An 18483-nucleotide genomic window follows, 5' to 3' on the forward strand; every position below is an offset into this window, starting at 1 on the left:
TTACAGCGGCTGATCAGGCTTCGAACACCTCGGCGAGCAGCTGAGCCTGCTCGGCCTGGTGGCGCTTGGCCGAGCCGACCGCCGGGGACGAGCCGTGCGGCCGCGAGATGCGGCGCAGGCGCTCACCGTGCGGGACGTCGGCGCCGACGGCCAGGTCCAGGTGGTCGATCAGGTTGAGCGCGATGAACGGCCACGCACCCTGGTTGGCCGGCTCCTCCTGGGCCCAGAGGTACTTCTCCGCGTTCGGGTACTTGGCGATCTCGGCCTGGATCTCGGCACCCGGCAGCGGGTACAGGCGCTCCAGACGGATGATCGCCGTCTCGGTGTCCTCGCGCTTCTCGCGCTCGGCGTCCAGGTCGTAGTAGAGCTTGCCGGCGCAGAAGACGACCTTGCGGACGTTTTCCGGCTTGACCGACTCGTCACCGATGACCGGACGGAAACCGCCCGTGGTGAACTCCTCCACCTTCGACGCCGCGGCCTTGAGACGCAGCATCGACTTCGGCGTGAAGACGATCAGCGGCTTGTGGTGCGGGTTGTGCACCTGCCAGCGCAGAAGGTGGAAGTAGTTCGACGGCAGCGTGGGCATGGCCACCGTCATGTTGTCCTGCGCGCACATCTGGAGGAAGCGCTCCGGGCGGGCGGACGAGTGGTCCGGGCCCTGGCCCTCGTAGCCGTGCGGCAGCAGCAGCGTGACGCCGGAGGTCTGGCCCCACTTCTGCTCGGCCGAGGAGATGAACTCGTCGACGACGGTCTGCGCGCCGTTGACGAAGTCACCGAACTGGGCCTCCCAGATGACCAGCGACTCCGGGCGGGCCAGCGAGTAGCCGTACTCGAAGCCCATCGCCGCGTACTCGCTGAGCAGCGAGTCGTAGACGTTGTAACGGGCCTGGTCCTCGGCGAGGTAGAGCAGCGGGGTGTAGTCCTCGCCGGTCTTCTGGTCGACGAGCACCGCGTGGCGCTGGCCGAACGTGCCGCGGCGGGTGTCCTGGCCGGCGAGCCGGACCGGGGTGCCCTCCATCAGCAGCGATCCGATGGCCAGGGTCTCGCCCATGCCCCAGTCGATCGTGCCGTTCTCCACGGACGCGGCACGACGCTGCATCTGCGGCATCAGGCGCGGGTGGACGGTGATCCCGTCGGGGATGTTCACCTGCGACTCGGCGATCGCCTTGACGACCTCGGAGGAGATCGCGGTGTTCACCGTCACCGGGAACTCGGCCTGGACGAGCGGGATGTGCGGCTGGGACGGCGCCGAGGTGGCCTCGCGGACCTCAGCGAAGACCTTCTCCAGCTGGCCCTGGAAGTCCTGGAGTGCCTGCTCGGCCTCCTCCAGCGTGATGTCGCCGCGACCGATGAGGGACTCGGTGTAGAGCTTGCGCACCGAGCGCTTCTTGTCGATCAGGGTGTACATCTGCGGGTTGGTGAACTCCGGGTTGTCGCCCTCGTTGTGACCGCGGCGGCGGTAGCAGATGAGGTCGATCACGACGTCCTTGTTGAACGTCTGCCGGTACTCGAAGGCGAGCCGCGCGACGCGGACCACGGCCTCCGGGTCGTCACCGTTGACGTGGATGATCGGCGCCTCGATCATGCGCGCCACGTCGGTGGCGTACATCGAGGAGCGCGAGGACTCCGGGGCGGCGGTGAAGCCGACCTGGTTGTTGATCACCACGTGCACCGTGCCGCCGGTGCGGTAGCCGCGCAGCTGGGACATGTTGAGGGTCTCGGCGACGACGCCCTGGCCCGCGAAGGCCGCGTCGCCGTGGAGCGCGACGGGCAGGACCGTGAAGTCCGTGCCGCCCTTGTTGATGATGTCCTGCTTGGCGCGGGCGATGCCCTCCAGGACCGGGTCGACCGCCTCCAGGTGCGAGGGGTTGGCGGCCAGCGAGACCTTGATCTGCTCGCCGTCCAGACCCGTGAAGGTGCCCTCGGCGCCCAGGTGGTACTTGACGTCGCCGGAGCCGTGCATCGACCGCGGGTCGAGGTTGCCCTCGAACTCCCGGAAGATCTGCGCGTACGACTTGCCGACGATGTTCGCCAGGACGTTCAGCCGGCCGCGGTGGGCCATGCCGATGACGACCTCGTCGAGACGGGCCTCGGCGGCGGAGTCGATGACCGCGTCGAGCAGCGGGATGACGGACTCGCCGCCCTCCAGCGAGAACCGCTTCTGGCCGACGTACTTCGTCTGCAGGAACGTCTCGAACGCCTCGGCGGCGTTGAGGCGGCGCAGGATCCGCAGCTGCTCCTCGCGCTCCGGAGCGGGGCGCGGACGCTCCACCCGGTCCTGGAGCCACTTGCGCTCCTTCGGCTCCTGGATGTGCATGAACTCGATGCCGGTGGTGCGGCAGTACGACTCGCGCAGGACGCCGAGGATGTCGCGGAGCTTCATCATCGTCTTGCCGGCGAAACCGCCGACCGCGAAGTCCCGCTCCAGGTCCCACAGGGTGAGGCCGTGCTCGGTGATGTCGAGGTCGGGGTGCTTGCGCTGGCGGTACTCCAGCGGGTCGGTGTCGGCCATGACGTGGCCGCGGACCCGGTAGGAGTGGATCAGCTCGAAGACCCGTGCGGCCTTGGTGACGTCGTCGTCGTGCGAGGCGTCGATGTCCTTGAGCCAGCGGACCGGCTCGTAGGGGATGCGCAGCGCCTTGAAGATCTCGTCGTAGAACTCGTTCTCGCCGAGCAGGAGCTGGCTCAGGACGCGCAGGAACTCGCCGGAGGCGGCGCCCTGGATGACCCGGTGGTCGTACGTCGAGGTCAGCGTCATGACCTTCGAGATGCCCAGCTTGTTCAGGGTGTCCTGCGACGTGCCCTGGAACTCGGCCGGGTAGTCCATCGCGCCGACGCCCATGATGAGGCCCTGTCCGGGCATCAGGCGGGGCACCGAGTGCACGGTGCCGATGCCGCCGGGGTTGGTCAGCGAGGCGGTGACTCCGGTGAAGTCGTCCATGCCGAGCTTGCCGACGCGGGCACGGCGGACGATGTCCTCGTACGCCTGCCAGAACTCGAAGAAGTTGAGCGTCTCGGCCTTCTTGATGGCCGCGACGACGAGCTGGCGGTCACCGTTCGGCTTGACCAGGTCGATGGCCAGGCCGAGGTTCACGTGCTCCGGCTTGACCAGGGTCGGCTTGCCGTCCTTGACCGTGAAGGAGTAGTTCATCGACGGCATGGCCTTGAGGGCCTGCACCATCGCGTACCCGATGAGGTGGGTGAAGGAGATCTTCCCGCCCCGGGCGCGCTTCAGATGGTTGTTGATGACGATGCGGTTGTCGAAGAGCAGCTTCACCGGGACCGCGCGGACGGACGTGGCCGTCGGCAGCTCCAGCGAGGCGTTCATGTTCTTCGCGACCGCGGCCGAGGGGCCGCGCAGCGTCACGTACTCCGGGCCGGCCGGGGCCTCGGCCGCCGGAGCGGCCTTCGCCGGAGCGGCAGCCGGTGCCGGAGCCGCCGCGGCCTTCGCCGGTGCTGCCGGGGCAGCGGGCGCGGGTGCGGCGGGTGCCGGAGCGGCGGCTGCGGGCTGCGCCGGAGCGACAGGTGCCGCGGCCGGAGCCGGGGTCTGCGCGGGCGCGGCCGGGGCAGCGGTGGTGGTCTGGGTCGGTGCGGGCCCGGCCGGGGCCGGCGTCACCGCAGCCCCCGCGGCTGCGGTGCCGGGCTTTTCCGCCGTGCCGGACGAACCCGGCTTGTAGTCGGCGAAGAAGTCCCACCAGGCGCGATCGACCGAATTGGGGTCCTGGAGGTACTGCTGGTAGATCTCGTCGACGAGCCACTCATTGGGCCCGAATGCGGCGGCAGGATTGTTCCCCTGCTCCGATTGGTCGGTCGAGATGCTCGAGTTACTGGGGGACTGAGACGACACGGCGGCAACCGCCCTCTTCCGCTTCACAAGGTGATGGACAGCGGAAATCAAGGCTACGCCTCCCCGGCCGTTACGTGCAGACCGGGCCTGTCTTCGTCGCGCACATCACATCGGAAGCCGGGTTTCGGCGCATGAAATGGCGGGAAACAAGCGGGGTTCCGCCGCACTTCGGGTACGCGACAGCGCGGTTACGGTCACTAGACCGCAACCACACAGGGAACCGCACGCAGAACGTGCCCTTCGGTTCGAACTCTATGTCAACCTCGCGGCTGACGGACTCCCGGAAGAGTGACCTGTATCCGGCAGCCGCGTGCTGATTCGGCCACACGGATGCGGCCGCCGTGCATCTCCACCGCCCACCTGGCGATCGCCAGGCCCAGACCCGTACCGCCGTCGCTGCCGGGACCGTGCGGAGAGGGGACCTGACCGCGGTTGAACCGCTCGAAGACCCGGTGACGCTCCGCCTCCGGGATGCCGGGCCCCTCGTCGACGACTTCCAGCTCCAGCGACTCGGGGCGCTCCCCGCGCCGTGCCAGCACGGTGACCCGACCGTGCGGCGGGCTGTGCTTGACCGCGTTGTCGATGAGGTTGGCGACCACCTGGTGCAGCCGCTCCGCGTCGGCGTGCGCCGTCAGTTCGGGCGGCGACACGTCGAGGTGCAGATGGACGTCGAGCCGCGAGTGGTTGCCGGAACCGGAGGACAGCCCGCGCTGTGACGCCGCGAGGTTGGCCTCCTTCAGCACCCCGGAGAGATACGGCCACACCTCGAAGCGGCGGGCCTTGAGCGCCACCACCCCGTTGTCGAGCCGGGAGAGATCCAGCAGGGTCTCCACCAGCCGGCCCAGCCGCTCGGTCTGCTGCAGCGCCGTGCGCATCGTCTCCGGATCGGCGGCCGAGACCCCGTCGACGACGTTCTCCAGCACGGCTCTCAGCGCCGCGATGGGTGTGCGCAACTCATGGGAGACATTGGCCACCAGCTCCTTGCGGTGCCGGTCCTCGGCCTCCAGATCGTCCGCCATGCGGTTGATCGTCTGCGCGAGGTCGCCCAGCTCGTCGCGGCGGCCGGCCCCGCTCACCCGCGTCGTGTAGTCGCCGTGCGAGATGGACCGGGCCACGGCTCTCATCTCGTCCAGCGGCGCGGTCAGACCGTGTGCCACGAACTGGGTGATCAGCAGGGTCGCGATCACCGAGAACACCGTGATGAACCGGAACTCGGTCCTGGTCCGCAGCGCCACGATCAGCAGACCAGTGGTGATGAACACCGAGATCACGACGAGCGTGCCCAGCTTGGCCTTGATGGAGAAGGGTCTCAGCCGGCAGCCGGGCCCGTTCATGGCGCGGGGGTCTCCAGTGCGTAGCCGACGCCGTGGACGGTACGGATCCGCTCGGCGCCGATCTTCCGGCGCAGCGCCTTGATGTGACTGTCGACGGTACGGGTGCCCGAGGCGTCCGCCCAGTCCCAGACCTCGGCCAGCAGCTGCTCCCGGGAGAGCACCGCGCGCGGCGTATTGGCCAGGCAGACCAGCAGGTCGAACTCGGTCGGTGTGAGGTGGACGTCGTCCGCCCGCACCCGGACCCGGCGCTGCGCGTGGTCGATCTCCAGCTCGCCGAGGCGCAGGATGCCGCTGCGCGGCGTCACCGCGGCGAGCGCCGCACGCTCCACCCGGCGCAGCAGGACGTGCACCCGGGCCGCCAGCTCACGCATGGAGAAGGGCTTGGTCATGTAGTCGTCGGCGCCGACGCCGAGCCCGACCAGCATGTCGGTCTCGTCGTCGCGGGCCGTCAGCATCAGCACCGGCACGGGGCGCTGGGCCTGCACGCGGCGGCAGACCTCCAGCCCGTCGAAGCCGGGGAGCATGATGTCGAGCACCATGAGATCGGGCTGCCATGCCTCGGCCGCGTCCACGGCCGCGGGGCCGTCCAGCGCGGTCTGCACCAGGAAGCCCTCGGCCCGGAGTCTCGCGGCAATGGCGTCCACGATCGTGGAGTCGTCCTCGACCACCAGAACCCGGCGCTGCGCACCCGGGGTGGCCGCGACGCCGTTGTGGGTGGTGTGTGTCTGTTCCATCGCCCCGCCCCTGCCCGTTCTCGCGGGAGCCATTCCCCCGGAGGCACGGTCTTCGCTTGTGAATTTCGTGGGAGATCCCATGTGCCGCTCAGCAGCGTAGAGGCAGCGGACGGTCCACGGCTACGCAGGGTGTTGCCCCGCGTGAGGACTTTCGCCCCTCCGGAGGGCGGATCGTCTGCCTTGTGGGGCTTGGCCCGTGCCATAGGGGCGATGTGCGTACCGGGTGGGGGCTCAGCCGGTCCGCAGTGCGAGATGGACCACGTCCGGTACACCTCGGGCAACGGCTACTTCTTCAGTGCGTACCGCGCTGAATCCGGCATTCCGCATCGCCTGCTCGAACGCGGAGGAGGGCTGCGCGGACCACACGGCGAGCACTCCGCCCGGCGTGAGACGCTCCTTGCAGGCGGCGAGACCGGTGGCGGAATAGAGGCTTCCGTTGTCCTCCGTGACGGTCCAGTCCGGCCCGTTGTCGATGTCCAGACACAGGGCGTCGTAACGCTCCGTGGTCGTCCGGAGGTGGGCCACGAGGTCCGTGTGCACGATCTCGGTGCGCGGATCGGCCAGCGCCGGGCCGGAGATCCGGTCCAGCGGCCCCTGCCGGTGCCAGTCGACGATCGCCTGTTCCCGCTCGACGACGACGATCCGCCCCCAGCGTTCCTCCTCGGCGGCCCGGACGAGCGAGAACCCGACGCCGAGACCGCCGATGAGCACGGCCGGGGCGGTGCGCCCGTCGGGCAGCGCCGCGAGGGCCGCGTCGATCAGCAGCCGCTCGGACCGCCCGTCGGATGTGTCCATGAGGAAACAGCCGTTGGCGATGATCTCGAAGTCGTCCCCGCGCTCGCGCAGGACGACTTCGCCGAAGGGGCCTTCGCGGCGGTCGAGCGTGACGGGGGCGGTGCTGGCGGGCATGACGTGGCTCTCCGGTCTCCGGTGGTGGCGGTCGGTTCGACGGACCATCCTGGCGCTCCGGGCAGCCCCGGACCAGCGAATTGAGGAGACGGCGGCGGGGGCATCGGTGCGGGACGCGTCCAGCCGGGCGCCGGCCGGTTTCTCGTCGTACATCCGGTCGGGGCGGTCGCGCGGAGGCGACAGGTTGTTCATTCAGTGGGCCGGCGACGGCAGGGGTGCGAACGTGACGTCCGCGGCGCATGCGGTGACCTCGGCCTCGTCGCTGATGGCCCAGGCGGCGACCCGTGATGCCGTGGCCGCCGGAATCTCCTCGCTGATTCCGGGGGCGGCAGGAATGTTGTGCGTCGCGTGGGCGTCGTACGGGAGGACAACCCGATAACCGCGTGCCAGGGCCCCCCGGGCCGTGGCCTGGACGCACATCTCGGACATCAGGCCGCAGACGACGAGGCCCCGCACTCCGTGGCCGGCCAGCAGGCCGCCCAGGGAGGTCTCCTCGAAGCCGTCGTCCATGGACTTGCGGACGACGCACTCGCGGGGGCCGGTCCCGACGGGGAGGTGGAGTTCCCAGCCGGGGGTGTGCGGCTCGTCGCCCGCTCCGGCGGGCCCGTCGTTCTGGATGTGGACGACGAGCGCCCCGCTCGTACGGGCCCGTGCGATCAGGTCCGTCGTCCGGTCCAGGAGCAGGGCCGCTCCGGGCACCGCACCCGCCCCGGTGACGGAGGCGGACTGCACGTCCACCACGAGCAGGGCCTGGAGGGGAAAGCCGGGAAGGGTCATGGCGCCATCATCGCGACCCGGCCCCGCGCGCTGCCACGCGATTTCGAGCCGTGCAGGGGCGCGAACGGGCGCCGGAGCGGCGCGTGACGAGTGATCGCTGAGAGCGAACAGGGCTTGGGGAACATTCAGGCGCTCAGGAGCATTGAGTCCACATAGCTCAACTTGACTGCCGAAGGGGAGATCATGGCTACGGAGTCCAAGGCGTTCACACCGATCGATCTGCCTGTGCTGCCGCTCGACGACGAGGTAGTGCTGCCCGGAATGGTGGTGCCGCTGGATCTGTCGGACACGGAGGTGCGGGCCGCCGTGGAGGCCGCGCAGGCCGCCGCACGTGCCGGCGGCGGCAAGCCCGAGGTGCTGCTCGTCCCGCGTATCGACGGGACCTACACGGGGACCGGCGTCCTCGGCACCGTCGAGCAGGTCGGCCGGCTCTCGGACGGGGACCCGGGTGCGCTCATCCGGGCCCGTGACCGGGTGCGGATCGGTGCCGGGACCAGTGGGCCCGGCGGAGCGCTGTGGGTGGAGGGGACCAAGGTCGACGTCCTCGTCCCGGACCCGTTGCCCGGCTCCGCCGTGGAACTGGTCACGGAGTACAAGGCGCTCGCCACCAGCTGGCTGAAGAAGCGCGGCGCCTGGCAGGTCGTGGACCGGGTGCAGCAGATCGAGGACATCTCCGCCCTCGCCGACAACTCCGGTTACTCGCCGTTCCTGACCACCGCCCAGAAGGTGCAGCTCCTGGAGACCGCCGACGCGGTCGCCCGGCTGAAGCTCGCCATCCAGTGGCTCGGCGAACACCTCGCCGAGCAGGACGTGGCCGAGTCCATCGCCAAGGACGTCCAGGAGGGTGTCGACAAGCAGCAGCGCGAGTTCCTGCTGCGGCGCCAGCTCGACGCCGTACGCAAGGAGCTCTCGGAGCTCAACGGCGACCCGGAGGACGAGTCCGACGACTACCGGGCCCGCGTCGAGGCCGCCGACCTTCCCGAGCACGTCCGCGAGGCCGCGCTCAAGGAGGTCGACAAGCTGGAGCGGTCCTCCGACCAGAGCCCAGAGGGCTCCTGGATCAGGACCTGGCTCGACACCGTCCTCGAACTGCCGTGGACCGAGCGGACCGAGGACGCGTACGACATCCCGGGTGCGCAGCGCGTTCTCGACGCCGAGCACGCGGGCCTCCAGGACGTGAAGGAGCGGATCACCGAATACCTGGCGGTGCGCAAGCGCCGTGCCGACCGCGGTCTGGGAGTCGTCGGCGGCCGCCGGGGCGGCGCCGTGCTGGCTCTGGTGGGCCCTCCTGGAGTCGGAAAGACCTCGCTCGGTGAGAGCGTCGCGCACGCCATGGGCCGCAAGTTCGTCCGTGTCGCGCTCGGCGGTGTCCGGGACGAGGCGGAGATCAGGGGCCACCGGCGTACGTACGTCGGCGCGCTTCCCGGGCGTATCGTCCGCGCCATCAAGGAGGCCGGTTCCATGAACCCGGTCGTCCTGCTCGACGAGATCGACAAGGTCGGCTCGGACTTCCGGGGCGACCCGGCCGCCGCCCTCCTGGAGGTCCTCGACCCGGCGCAGAACCACACCTTCCGCGACCACTACCTGGAGGTCGAACTCGACCTCAGCGACGTCGTCTTCCTGGCGACGGCCAATGTGCTCGACGCCATCCCGGAGGCCCTGCTCGACCGCATGGAGCTGGTCAGGCTGGACGGCTACACCGAGGACGAGAAGGTCGTCATCGCACGCGACCACCTGCTCCCGCGCCAGCTGGAGCGGGCCGGCCTGGAGAAGGAAGAGGTCGCGCTCGACGAGTCCGCGCTGCGCAAGCTGGCCGGCGAGTACACCCGCGAGGCCGGCGTCCGCAATCTGGAGCGGGCCGTCGCCCGGCTGCTCCGCAAGGTCGCGGCCCAGCACGAACTGGGCGAACGCGAGCTGCCGTTCACGGTCACGGACGAGGATCTGCGGGGCCTGATCGGGCGCCCGCACCACGTGCCCGAGTCCGCACAGGACCCGGCCGAGCGCCGCACCGCGGTGCCGGGCGTGGCCACTGGGCTTGCGGTGACCGGCGCCGGTGGTGATGTGCTGTTCGTCGAGGCTTCGCTGGCCGACCCGGAGACCGGGGCGTCCGGACTGACCCTGACGGGCCAGCTGGGTGACGTCATGAAGGAGTCCGCGCAGATCGCGCTGAGCTTCCTGCGGTCGCACGGCGCCGAGCTGGAGCTGCCGGTCGCGGATCTGAAGGACCGCGGGGTGCACATCCACTTCCCGGCGGGTGCGGTGCCCAAGGACGGTCCGAGTGCCGGAATCACGATGACGACGGCGCTGGCCTCGCTGCTGTCCGGCCGGCAGGTCCGTACGGATGTGGCGATGACCGGTGAGGTGTCGCTGACCGGACGCGTGCTGCCGATCGGCGGTCTGAAGCAGAAGCTGCTGGCCGCGCACCGCGCCGGGATCACCACCGTGGTGATCCCCAAGCGGAACGAGGCCGACCTGGACGACGTACCGGCCGAGGTCCTGGACGGTCTGGAGGTCCACCCGGTGACGGACGTCCGCCAGGTGCTGGAGATCGCCCTCGCCCCGGCCTCGGCCGGGCTCCGGGAGCAGAGGGTCCCGGCCGCGGCGTGAGTGCCATGCAGTGACGGGCGTGGTACGACGTGCACGGCCGGTACGGACGGCCCGTTCTCCCGAGGGAGGGCGGGCCGTTCCGCTTTTCGCGTCCGGCGCCTACGGCCGGTAGATCGTGCCCGGCACGGGCTCCGCCGGGGCCATCAGCTGGGGGACCGTCACGAAGGTGTAGCCGCGCTTCTTCAGCGCGTCGATGATGCCCGGCACCGCGGGCACGGTGCCCTTGTAGATGTCGTGCAGCAGGATGATGCCGTCCTTGCCCGCCTGGTCGAGAATCCGCTTCCTGATCAGCGCGGAGTCGTTCGTGGAGTAGTCCTTCGCGGTCGCGCTCCACAGGATCTGCGACAGCCCCAGCTCCTCGCAGATCCCGGAGACCGTGTCGTCGGTGCGGCCCTGCGGCGGACGCATGAGCCGCGGTTTCTTGCCGGTGATGGCCGCGATGGCGTCCTGTGTCCTCTCCAGCTCGGCCCGTATCTCGGCGGGCTTCCGGTCGGTCAGGATCTCGTGCGACCAGGTGTGGTTGGCCACCTCGTGTCCCTCGGCCTCGATGCGGCGCACGGTGTCCGGGTACCTGGTCACGTGCTTCTTGCCGAGCAGGAAGAAGGTGGCGGGCACCTTCTTCTCCCTGAGGGTGTCCAGGAGCCGCGGGGTGTCCTCCGCCGGACCCGCGTCGAAGGTCAGCGCTATGCACTTCGCCTTGCGGCAGTCCACCTGCCCGAACGACCCCTTGGCGTCGGATGCGGCGTCCTGCCGCGCCGAACCCGGTGCGGTGGTCTCCATCGAGCAGCCGCCGAGCGCGAATGTGAGCGCGGTCACCAGGGCGGCGGCCAACCCGGCACCGGACGGCGTCGTCTTTCTGGGCACAGCAGGTCACTCCTCAAGGCCGGCCGCGCACGGGTTGTGCGGCACGTCGAGGACTATACATAGAGCGTATACACGCAGTGTATAGAGGGGTGTGAGGGGTCCCGAGTGGTGAAGAGGCGGGTCGGGCGGGGGTTGGCCCGCATATGGCTCCGATGCGGCTCCGATGCGGCTCCGGTACGGCGAGGGCCCCGGCGACAGGAGCTCGTCGCCGGGGCCGCGGTGTGAGGCGGAGGGGCCGGATCAGCCGTACGCGAGCGCCTGTACGCGGTCCAGGGCGCCGTTGAAGCGGTTGTGGTCGCCGACCGTCGGGCCGGTCGACGTGTACTGCCACATCGTGTAGTAGCCCCAGCCGGCCGGGAGTTCACCGACGGTGGTGTTGTAGCGGGCCACCCAGAGCGGGTTGGTGGCGCCGAAGCTGGAGTTGTTGCCCGTGCAGGTCTGCCACCAACTGGTCGCGGTGTAGATCACCGCGTCGCGCCCGGTGCGCGCCTTGTAGGTGTTCACGAAGTCGCGGATCCAGGACACCATCCCGGCCTGGGTCTTGCCGAAGCACTGCGCGCCGTACGGATTCCACTCGATGTCCAGCACCCCCGGCAGCGTCCTGCCGTCCCCCGACCAGCCGCCCCCGTTGTCCACGAAGTAGTTGGCCTGGGTCGCCCCGCTCGTCGTGTCCGGGGTGGCGAAGTGGTACGCCCCGCGGATCATGCCGACGTTGTAGGAGCCGTTGTACTGCTGCGCGAAGTAGGGGTTCTTGTAGTACGTCCCCTCGGTGGCCTTGGCGTAGGCCCACTTCACGCCGCTGTTCCAGAGGGTCGACCAGGCGACGTTGCCCTGGTGGCTGCTGACGTCGACGCCCTCGGTCTGGACGGCGCGCGACTCGCGGGGGAGTCCACCCTGACCGTCGTGGGCGATGACGCCCTGGCCCATCGTGGCCGTACCGCGAGCGGGGGTCTCCGCGGCGGAGGCCGCGCCGGGCAGGGTGAGGAGGAGGGAGAGTGCTGCGAGGAGGGCTCCTGCCGCGGCGAAGCGCGAGCGGCGGGACGTACCGGATCTGTGCACGGGCATGTGGGTGCCTCCGGGGCCTCGGTGGGGGGAACTGCTGACCCAGGGGTGCGTGCGGGACATCCCTGGAGGGGTGGCATGGTGTGGGCATGTCACTGATGGCAGTCATGACGCTACGCACGTAGACCCACGCGGCGGAAGGGGGTCCGGGCGCTGCCGATGGTCTACTCCTGCGAAATACTGACCGAGCTGCGGCGATGACCGGCGGCGGAAGAAACTTTCATCGGCAGGAAAGCGTATGAGGGGTGCTGACGTGCACGGGAGTGAACGCGGGAGTGAACCCGGCGCGGTCGGCGCGAGTGGTGTGGACCACGAGTTCCTCGCCCTGGAACGGGAGTTGGCCGTCTTCCTGCGCCGGGCGCGGGCCAACTCCGGGGAGATGGCCCGTGAGGTGCACCCCGACCTCGAATCCGCCGCCTACGGCCTCCTCGTACGGCTTGAGTCGGCGGGCCCGCAGCGGGCCACCGATCTCGCCGCCTACATCGGTGTCGGCAAGGCGACCATGAGCCGTCAGCTGCGCGCTCTGGAGACGCACGGCCTGGTGGCCCGCGAACCCGACCCGGCCGACGGCCGCGCCTGGCTCGTCCGCCTCACGGCCGAGGGCCTGGCCCGCTTCCGTAGCGTCCGGGACGCCCGCCGCGACCGCTACGTACGCAAGCTCGCCGACTGGGATCGCACCGAGGTCGCCGAACTGGCCCGGCTGCTGCACCAGTTGAACGCGCGGGCCGAGGAGTGACCGGCGCGCCCGGCGGATCGCTCCTGGGGCTCTAGAGCTCGACGAAGGCCGCCGTGGCGTCGTCATGGGTCTTGCTCCGGCGCAGGTACCGGCGGCCGGTGTCCGCCCGCTCCAGCTCCCGCACCCGGTCGATCAGCCCCTGGGGGCCGGCCTTGCGCAGCAGCTCCAGGGCGGCCGTCCAGTCGCCCTCCCGGAACTTCTCGGTCCAGCGGCTCGCCCCGTCCGTCAGCGCGGCCAGGGACCGCACCTCGGCGCGCGGCACGTGCCCGGTCACGGCGCGGGACGCCACCTGGGGGTCGGCGGCGGCGGTGAAGAAGCCGCCCTCCTTGTTCCGCGCCCGGGCGTCGGCGATCGCCTCGGAGGCGAGGGAGCCGGGCGGCAGCCGGTCGAGCCGGTCGTCGAGGACCGCGCGCACCGCCCCGTCGGGCGCCTCCAGGAGGAGTACGGAATCGGAGAGAACCAGGTATTCGATCTTGTGTTCGTCCCAGCGCGCGAGCACCACGGTCGCCTGCGGCGTCCTCGCGTGAGAAAGGTCACATGGGGAACGGTGCGTGTCGGCGGTGCGCCGGATGGACTCGGCAAGGATCTCCGCCAGCGTCAGATCTCGGCGCGAACCGGACAGTTCGGCCAGCGCACCGCCCAGTCGCGCGGTGAACCAGGGCACCGAGTGCACACAACCGTCATCACCCTGCGGTGGCGTCACTCCGTCGAGCAGCACCAGCGCCCCGCCCTGGCCGGACGCCGGGAGTGCGGCGGACATCCAGTCCTCGTTGGGGCGTTCCGTACTGCCGGGTTCGGTGGCGAGGTCCATGCGCATACGGTCAGTCTGCACGATGCCTTCACGAGCCCTGCACGAACCGGGCGTTGGCCCGTACCGGCAGGTCAGCCCGGCCGTTACGGGTGGAAGGAAACGCTCCGTGGCGGGTGCGGGCGGGCATCCTGCCAAAGCCTGGGCGGAACTTCCACCTGGTGGCCCGTGCATGCCCGGCGGCGCCTCTGGGGAGACTTGTTCGCCAACTCCGGAGTGTTGTTCACTCGTTCGAGTGGCGGAGCGGTTGATGCGTGCGCCCCTCTCAAAAGCACTGGAATGGTCAGAAGCCGTACCAGGGGTGGGGTGCCTTTACACGTGACCGTACGTCACCTCTGCTTCATGGGTGGACGAGTCAAGATTGCGAGCACCGGTGCAGAAGAAGCGGCCTCGGAGCAAGGGCAGCACGCGCGACGGTTCCGGGGCGACCCCTCCGGTCCAGGGCGCCGACAAACGGACCGTGCGGGTACGCAGCCGGCTGGTCGCGGGTGTCGCCGTCGTCGGCATCACCGTCCTCGCGGCGGGCGCACCGGCCGCGCTCAGTGCCTCGTCCGACCTCAACGAGTCCCAGCGGCTGGTCACCCTCGCCGAGCTGAACCAGCAGGCCATCACGCTCGCGCACTCGCTCGCCGATGAGCGCGACGACGTCACCGCGTACATCGCGGCGGGCCGCGAGGACTCGACCGCCGAAGGCGCCGGGAGAGGCTCCTCGGCCCGCGTCGACCAGAAGGTGGACGAGATCCGCGCCGAAGCCCCCGCGGGCCTGCGCAGGGAACTCTCCACGATCCCCTCGCTGCGCCGCGACGCCCTCTCCGGCAAGGGCTCGGCCATGGAGGCCCACCGGGCGTACTCCGAGGTCATCGCCAAGCTCCACGGCCTCGCCGAGGAACTGGCCGGCAAGACCCCGCCGCGCGCCTCGGACTCCACCCGCGCACCGCTCGCACTCGGCGGTGCCGTCGAGCAGGCGTCGGCGACCCGGGGCCTGCTCCTCGCCGCTCTCGCCGTACCGCGCGGCGAACCCGTCACCCGGACCGACCCCTTCACGGGCCTGCCGGTGGAGGTCCAGGGCGAGAGCTCCACCGAGGACGACCGCAACCGGGACGAGCTGAGCGCCGCCGCCCAGCAGGCGCGGGTCCGCGAACTCGCCTCGCTCGCCGACTTCGACCAGGCCGCCACCCCGGTCGCCCGCGACAGGCTCTCCTCGACCGTCACGGGCCCCGACGTCAACAGCGCCGAGAAGTACCTCTCCAGGCTGACCGACCGGCCCGAGCTGTCCGACAGCGACCAGCGGGCCGACCGCAAGAAGGTCGCGGCCGCACTCTCCGCCCGCATCGACCGGATGCGGGGCGTCGAGTCGGCGCTCGGCACCAGCCAGGTCCAGCGCCTGGAACAGCTCCGCGACGACGACGTCACCGCGCTCGAACTGAGCCTGGCCCTGCTCGGCGGCTGCTTCCTGATCGTCGTGGGCGTCTCCACCGCCGTCGCCCGCACCCTCACCCAGCCGCTCGCCGTGCTGCGCATCGGGGCCGCGAGGCTCGCGGGCGAGCCCGAGACCGCGGAAGCGATCCGCTACACCGGCCGCAACGACGAGTTCGCCCAGGTCGTCCGGTCCATCAACGCGCTGCACGGCAAGCTGTACGGGCTGCACCACACGTTCGGCGGGCAGCTTGAGACCCTTCGGAGCGAGCGCGGCGAGCTGATCGCGGGCCGCGAGGCGCTCACCGTCCAGCGGGCCGAACTCCAGGTCCACGCGGCCGATCTCGCCGCCCAGCTGGAGCGGCTGAAGAACACGGTCCACCACACCTTCGTCAACCTCTCGCTGCGCACCCTCGGCCTCGTCGAGCGCCAGCTCGGCGTCATCGAGAGCCTGGAGGAGCGCGAGCAGGACCCCGAGCGCCTCAGCACGCTCTTCAAGCTCGACCACATGGCCACCGTCATGCGCCGCCACAGCGAGAACATGCTGGTCCTCGCGGGCGCCGAGCACGGCCACGGCCACGCGGGACCGATCCCGCTGGTCGACGTCCTGCGCGCAGCCGTCAGCGAGATCGAGCGGTACGAGCGGGTGACGATCCAGTCCCTGCCGCCGCACGCCCAGATCGCCGGCTTCGCCGCCGACGACCTCAGCCACCTGGTCGCCGAACTCCTGGAGAACGCGACCTCCTTCTCGCCCCCCGACTCCCATGTCGAGCTCTCCGGCTGGCTGCTGGAGACCGGCGAGGTGATGCTCTCCGTGCAGGACGAGGGCATCGGCATGTCGGCCGTCCGGATGGGCGAGCTCAACGCCAGGCTGGCCGACCCGGCTTCGTTCGAGGCGGGCGAGCAGAGTGCCGACGGTGCCGGACTCGGCCTTCAGGTGACCTCGCTGCTGGCCGCGCGCCACGGCGTACGGGTGCAGCTGCGCGAGCAGAAGGGCAGCGGGGTGGCGGCGGTCGTCGTCCTGCCGCAGGCCCTGCTGCCGAAGGCGCCGCCCGCCGCATCGCCGCCGCCGGTCCACAAGGCGGGGGACGCGCCCACGCTGAACCTGCCGGGTTCGGTCGCCGAGGCCAACTCCAACGCCCTGCCCCGCAGGGCGGGCGAGCTGCCGGACGATCCGCTGATCGAGGCGGCCGAGCAGACGATCCGGGAAGCCGGCGCCACACCCTCCCCGGCCGTGGAATCTGCCGCGGCCGCCGAACCGGTCGCCGAACCGGCGATGCCCGAGCCCCGGCCGGTCGCCGCCGAGTCCGAGGCCGAGACCACGATGCAGGTCAGGCTTCCGGTGTCGCCGGGGTCCCCCGATCCGTACGCCATCGGCCCCGACCGGCACGAGCGCACCGCCGACAACGACTCCGCGCTCACCCCGGAGCCCCACACCGCGCCCGAACGGACCGCCGCCCCCTCGCCGTTCACGGCACCTGCACCCGCACCCGCACAGGCGCCCGCCCCCGCCGCCGAGACCGTTCCCGGCCCCCGGAAGCCGCAGGGCGAGGCCCGGCGCGAGGGTGAGGGCATCGTCACGGACAAGGGGCTGCCCAAGCGCACCCCCAAGGTCGTCAAGCCCGCGGACGCCCCCGTCGTCGAGCGCAAGGGCAGCCTGGACAAGGACGCTCTGCGCCGCCGGCTCGGCGGCTTCCACCAGGGCGCGAAGGACGGCCGTCGCGACGTCGAAGCGGAGATCGCCGAGGACACGCTGGGCGGCGGGATCACCGTGGCCGCGGCGCACACCGACCAAACTGAGCTGACCGGCCGTACCGGCGGTCGAACCGATGAGACGGGGGACACAGTCGAGGAGGCACGCAGTTGACTGCGCCCAGCACATTCGGGCTGAGCACCGAGGCCCGGAATCTTCACTGGTTGCTGAGCAATCTGGTGGAGGAGGTGCCAGGGGTCCACTCGGTCACCGTCGTCTCGTCCGACGGACTCATGCTGCTCTCCTCGGACCCCGGCCACCTGAACGCCCCGACGGCCGACCGGCGGAGCGGCCCGCGTGGCTCCAGCGCCGATCTGGCCACCATCGTCTCCGGCATCGGCTCCCTCACCGCGGGAGCCGCCAAGCTGATGGACGGCGGCGGCGTCAAGCAGACGATGGTCGCGATGGACGAGGGCAGCGTCTTCGTCATGTCCATCAGCGACGGCTCGCTGCTCGGCGTGCACGCCACCCCCGACTGCGACATGAGCGTCGTCGCCTACCACATGGCGCTCTTCGTCGGCCGCGCCGGACACGTACTCACCCCCGAACTCCGCAGTGAACTGCGCAAATCGATGGAGAGCGCCCAGTGATGCCCGCTGCTGAACCCGCCCGAAGGCTCCCGGTCCGCGGCGCCGACAAACGGCCCGCCCGGGTCCGCCCGTACTCCCTCACCGGCGGGCGCACCCGCTTCGGCCACGTCCTCCTCGTCGAGACGTTCGTCGCCGCGCTCGAAGCACCGGAGGAGCGCCGCGAGCTCACCAACGGCAACCTCGCCTCGCGCGTCATGCCGGAGCTCAGGGCCATCGTCGAAATCTGCCGCCGTATGCGTACGGTGGCGGAGATCTCGGCCCTGTTGAAGATGCCGCTCGGCGTGGTCCGCGTGCTGCTCAGCGACTTGGCCGACCAGGGAAAGATCCGCGTGTACGGAACCGGTCACGGCACCGGCCAGCCGGACCGCGCACTGCTCGAAAGGGTGCTCAATGGACTCCGCCGTCTCTGAGGCGACGCTCTTCGCCCCGCGTCAGCCGGGGCCCGCGGAGCAGGCCGAGGAGTCGCTCCAGGCATGGCAGCTGGACCACACCCGCGCCCCCATCGCGACGAAGATCGTGGTCGCCGGCGGCTTCGGTGTCGGCAAGACGACCTTCGTGGGCTCGGTCTCCGAGATCACCCCGCTGAAGACCGAAGCGCTGATGACCCAGGCCAGCGAGGAGACGGACGACCTCACGGCCACGCCCGACAAGGTCACCACGACCGTGGCGATGGACTTCGGCCGGCTCACGCTCGACGACGACCTCGTCCTGTACGTGTTCGGCACCCCTGGTCAGCAGCGCTTCTGGTTCATGTGGGACGACCTGGTGCGCGGCGCGATCGGAGCGGTCGTGCTCGCCGACACCCGGCGCCTCGCCGACTGCTTTCCCGCACTCGACTACTTCGAGAGCTGCGGGCTCCCCTACATCGTCGCGGTCAACCACTTCGAGGGGACGCCCGGTTACGAGACGGAGGACGTCAGGGAGGCCCTGACCGTACCCCCGCACGTGCCGGTTGTGATCATGGATGCGCGTAACAGGATCACTGTCATCGAGTCGCTGCTGGCCCTGGTGGGTCACGCTCTTGATGCCACCCCGGCGTAACAGCT

The 18483-nt window shown here is 70.5% G+C and carries 14 protein-coding genes; 6 read left to right on the plus strand and 8 right to left on the minus strand.

The window, feature by feature from the left end; translation table 11 throughout:
* Window positions 1–13: 13 nt before the first annotated feature.
* The 5 genes from ACFWSK_RS11265 to ACFWSK_RS11285 form a co-directional block, all read right to left on the minus strand.
* Window positions 14–3847, minus strand: coding sequence for a multifunctional oxoglutarate decarboxylase/oxoglutarate dehydrogenase thiamine pyrophosphate-binding subunit/dihydrolipoyllysine-residue succinyltransferase subunit (locus ACFWSK_RS11265; protein ID WP_383783622.1), 3834 nt, complete (start codon window positions 3845–3847; stop codon window positions 14–16).
* Window positions 3848–4104: 257 nt separating this feature from the next.
* Window positions 4105–5181, minus strand: a complete 1077-nt coding sequence (locus ACFWSK_RS11270; protein WP_383783623.1) for an ATP-binding protein — start codon at window positions 5179–5181, stop codon at window positions 4105–4107.
* Window positions 5178–5915, minus strand: coding sequence for a response regulator transcription factor (locus ACFWSK_RS11275; protein ID WP_328905824.1), 738 nt, complete (start codon window positions 5913–5915; stop codon window positions 5178–5180). The genes ACFWSK_RS11270 and ACFWSK_RS11275 overlap by 4 nt, the downstream gene beginning before the upstream one ends.
* Window positions 5916–6146: 231 nt before the next feature.
* Window positions 6147–6824 (minus strand): spermidine synthase, encoded by a 678-nt coding sequence (locus tag ACFWSK_RS11280; protein WP_383783624.1) that lies wholly within the window; start codon window positions 6822–6824, stop codon window positions 6147–6149.
* A 192-nt stretch (window positions 6825–7016) separates the two neighbouring features.
* Window positions 7017–7601, minus strand: coding sequence for an isochorismatase family protein (locus ACFWSK_RS11285; protein ID WP_383783625.1), 585 nt, complete (start codon window positions 7599–7601; stop codon window positions 7017–7019).
* A gap of 183 nt (window positions 7602–7784) precedes the next feature.
* On the opposite strand from ACFWSK_RS11285, the gene lon reads away from it, so the two are divergent.
* Window positions 7785–10208: an endopeptidase La gene (lon, locus tag ACFWSK_RS11290; RefSeq protein ID WP_383783626.1), complete on the plus strand. Its 2424-nt coding sequence runs from the start codon at window positions 7785–7787 to the stop codon at window positions 10206–10208.
* A 99-nt stretch (window positions 10209–10307) separates the two neighbouring features.
* Here the strand turns inward: lon and ACFWSK_RS11295 are convergent, their stop codons facing one another.
* Both ACFWSK_RS11295 and ACFWSK_RS11300 read right to left on the minus strand, forming a co-directional pair.
* A complete protein-coding gene (locus ACFWSK_RS11295) occupies window positions 10308–10988 on the minus strand; it encodes a polysaccharide deacetylase family protein (protein WP_383783730.1) in 681 nt (226 codons plus the stop codon).
* A gap of 324 nt (window positions 10989–11312) precedes the next feature.
* Complete coding sequence (locus ACFWSK_RS11300; protein ID WP_383783627.1) at window positions 11313–12137, minus strand: lysozyme; 825 nt, start codon at window positions 12135–12137, stop codon at window positions 11313–11315.
* Window positions 12138–12372: 235 nt separating this feature from the next.
* On the opposite strand from ACFWSK_RS11300, the gene ACFWSK_RS11305 reads away from it, so the two are divergent.
* Entirely contained in the window at window positions 12373–12870 is a 498-nt protein-coding gene (locus ACFWSK_RS11305) for a MarR family winged helix-turn-helix transcriptional regulator (RefSeq protein WP_383783628.1), read from the plus strand.
* 31 nt (window positions 12871–12901) lie between these two features.
* Here ACFWSK_RS11305 and ACFWSK_RS11310 read toward each other — a convergent pair whose 3' ends face one another.
* Window positions 12902–13687, minus strand: coding sequence for a hypothetical protein (locus tag ACFWSK_RS11310; RefSeq protein WP_383783629.1), 786 nt, complete (start codon window positions 13685–13687; stop codon window positions 12902–12904).
* A 364-nt stretch (window positions 13688–14051) separates the two neighbouring features.
* On the opposite strand from ACFWSK_RS11310, the gene ACFWSK_RS11315 reads away from it, so the two are divergent.
* From ACFWSK_RS11315 to ACFWSK_RS11330, 4 genes are read left to right on the plus strand one after another with little or no spacing between them, the layout of a single operon-like run.
* Window positions 14052–16961 carry a nitrate- and nitrite sensing domain-containing protein gene (locus ACFWSK_RS11315; RefSeq protein WP_383783731.1) on the plus strand — a complete coding sequence of 970 codons (2910 nt, stop codon included), beginning with the start codon at window positions 14052–14054 and terminating at the stop codon, window positions 16959–16961.
* Window positions 16958–17437, plus strand: a complete 480-nt coding sequence (locus tag ACFWSK_RS11320) for a roadblock/LC7 domain-containing protein (protein WP_383783630.1) — start codon at window positions 16958–16960, stop codon at window positions 17435–17437. The genes ACFWSK_RS11315 and ACFWSK_RS11320 overlap by 4 nt, the downstream gene beginning before the upstream one ends.
* Window positions 17437–17847: a DUF742 domain-containing protein gene (locus ACFWSK_RS11325; protein WP_383783631.1), complete on the plus strand. Its 411-nt coding sequence runs from the start codon at window positions 17437–17439 to the stop codon at window positions 17845–17847. The genes ACFWSK_RS11320 and ACFWSK_RS11325 overlap by 1 nt, the downstream gene beginning before the upstream one ends.
* Window positions 17828–18478: an ATP/GTP-binding protein gene (locus ACFWSK_RS11330; RefSeq protein WP_383783632.1), complete on the plus strand. Its 651-nt coding sequence runs from the start codon at window positions 17828–17830 to the stop codon at window positions 18476–18478. Before ACFWSK_RS11325 ends, ACFWSK_RS11330 begins: the two co-directional genes overlap by 20 nt.
* The last annotated feature ends 5 nt before the right edge of the window (window positions 18479–18483 follow it).

The sequence above is a fragment of the Streptomyces sp. NPDC058620 genome (genome assembly GCF_042717135.1).
GTDB lineage: Bacteria > Actinomycetota > Actinomycetes > Streptomycetales > Streptomycetaceae > Streptomyces.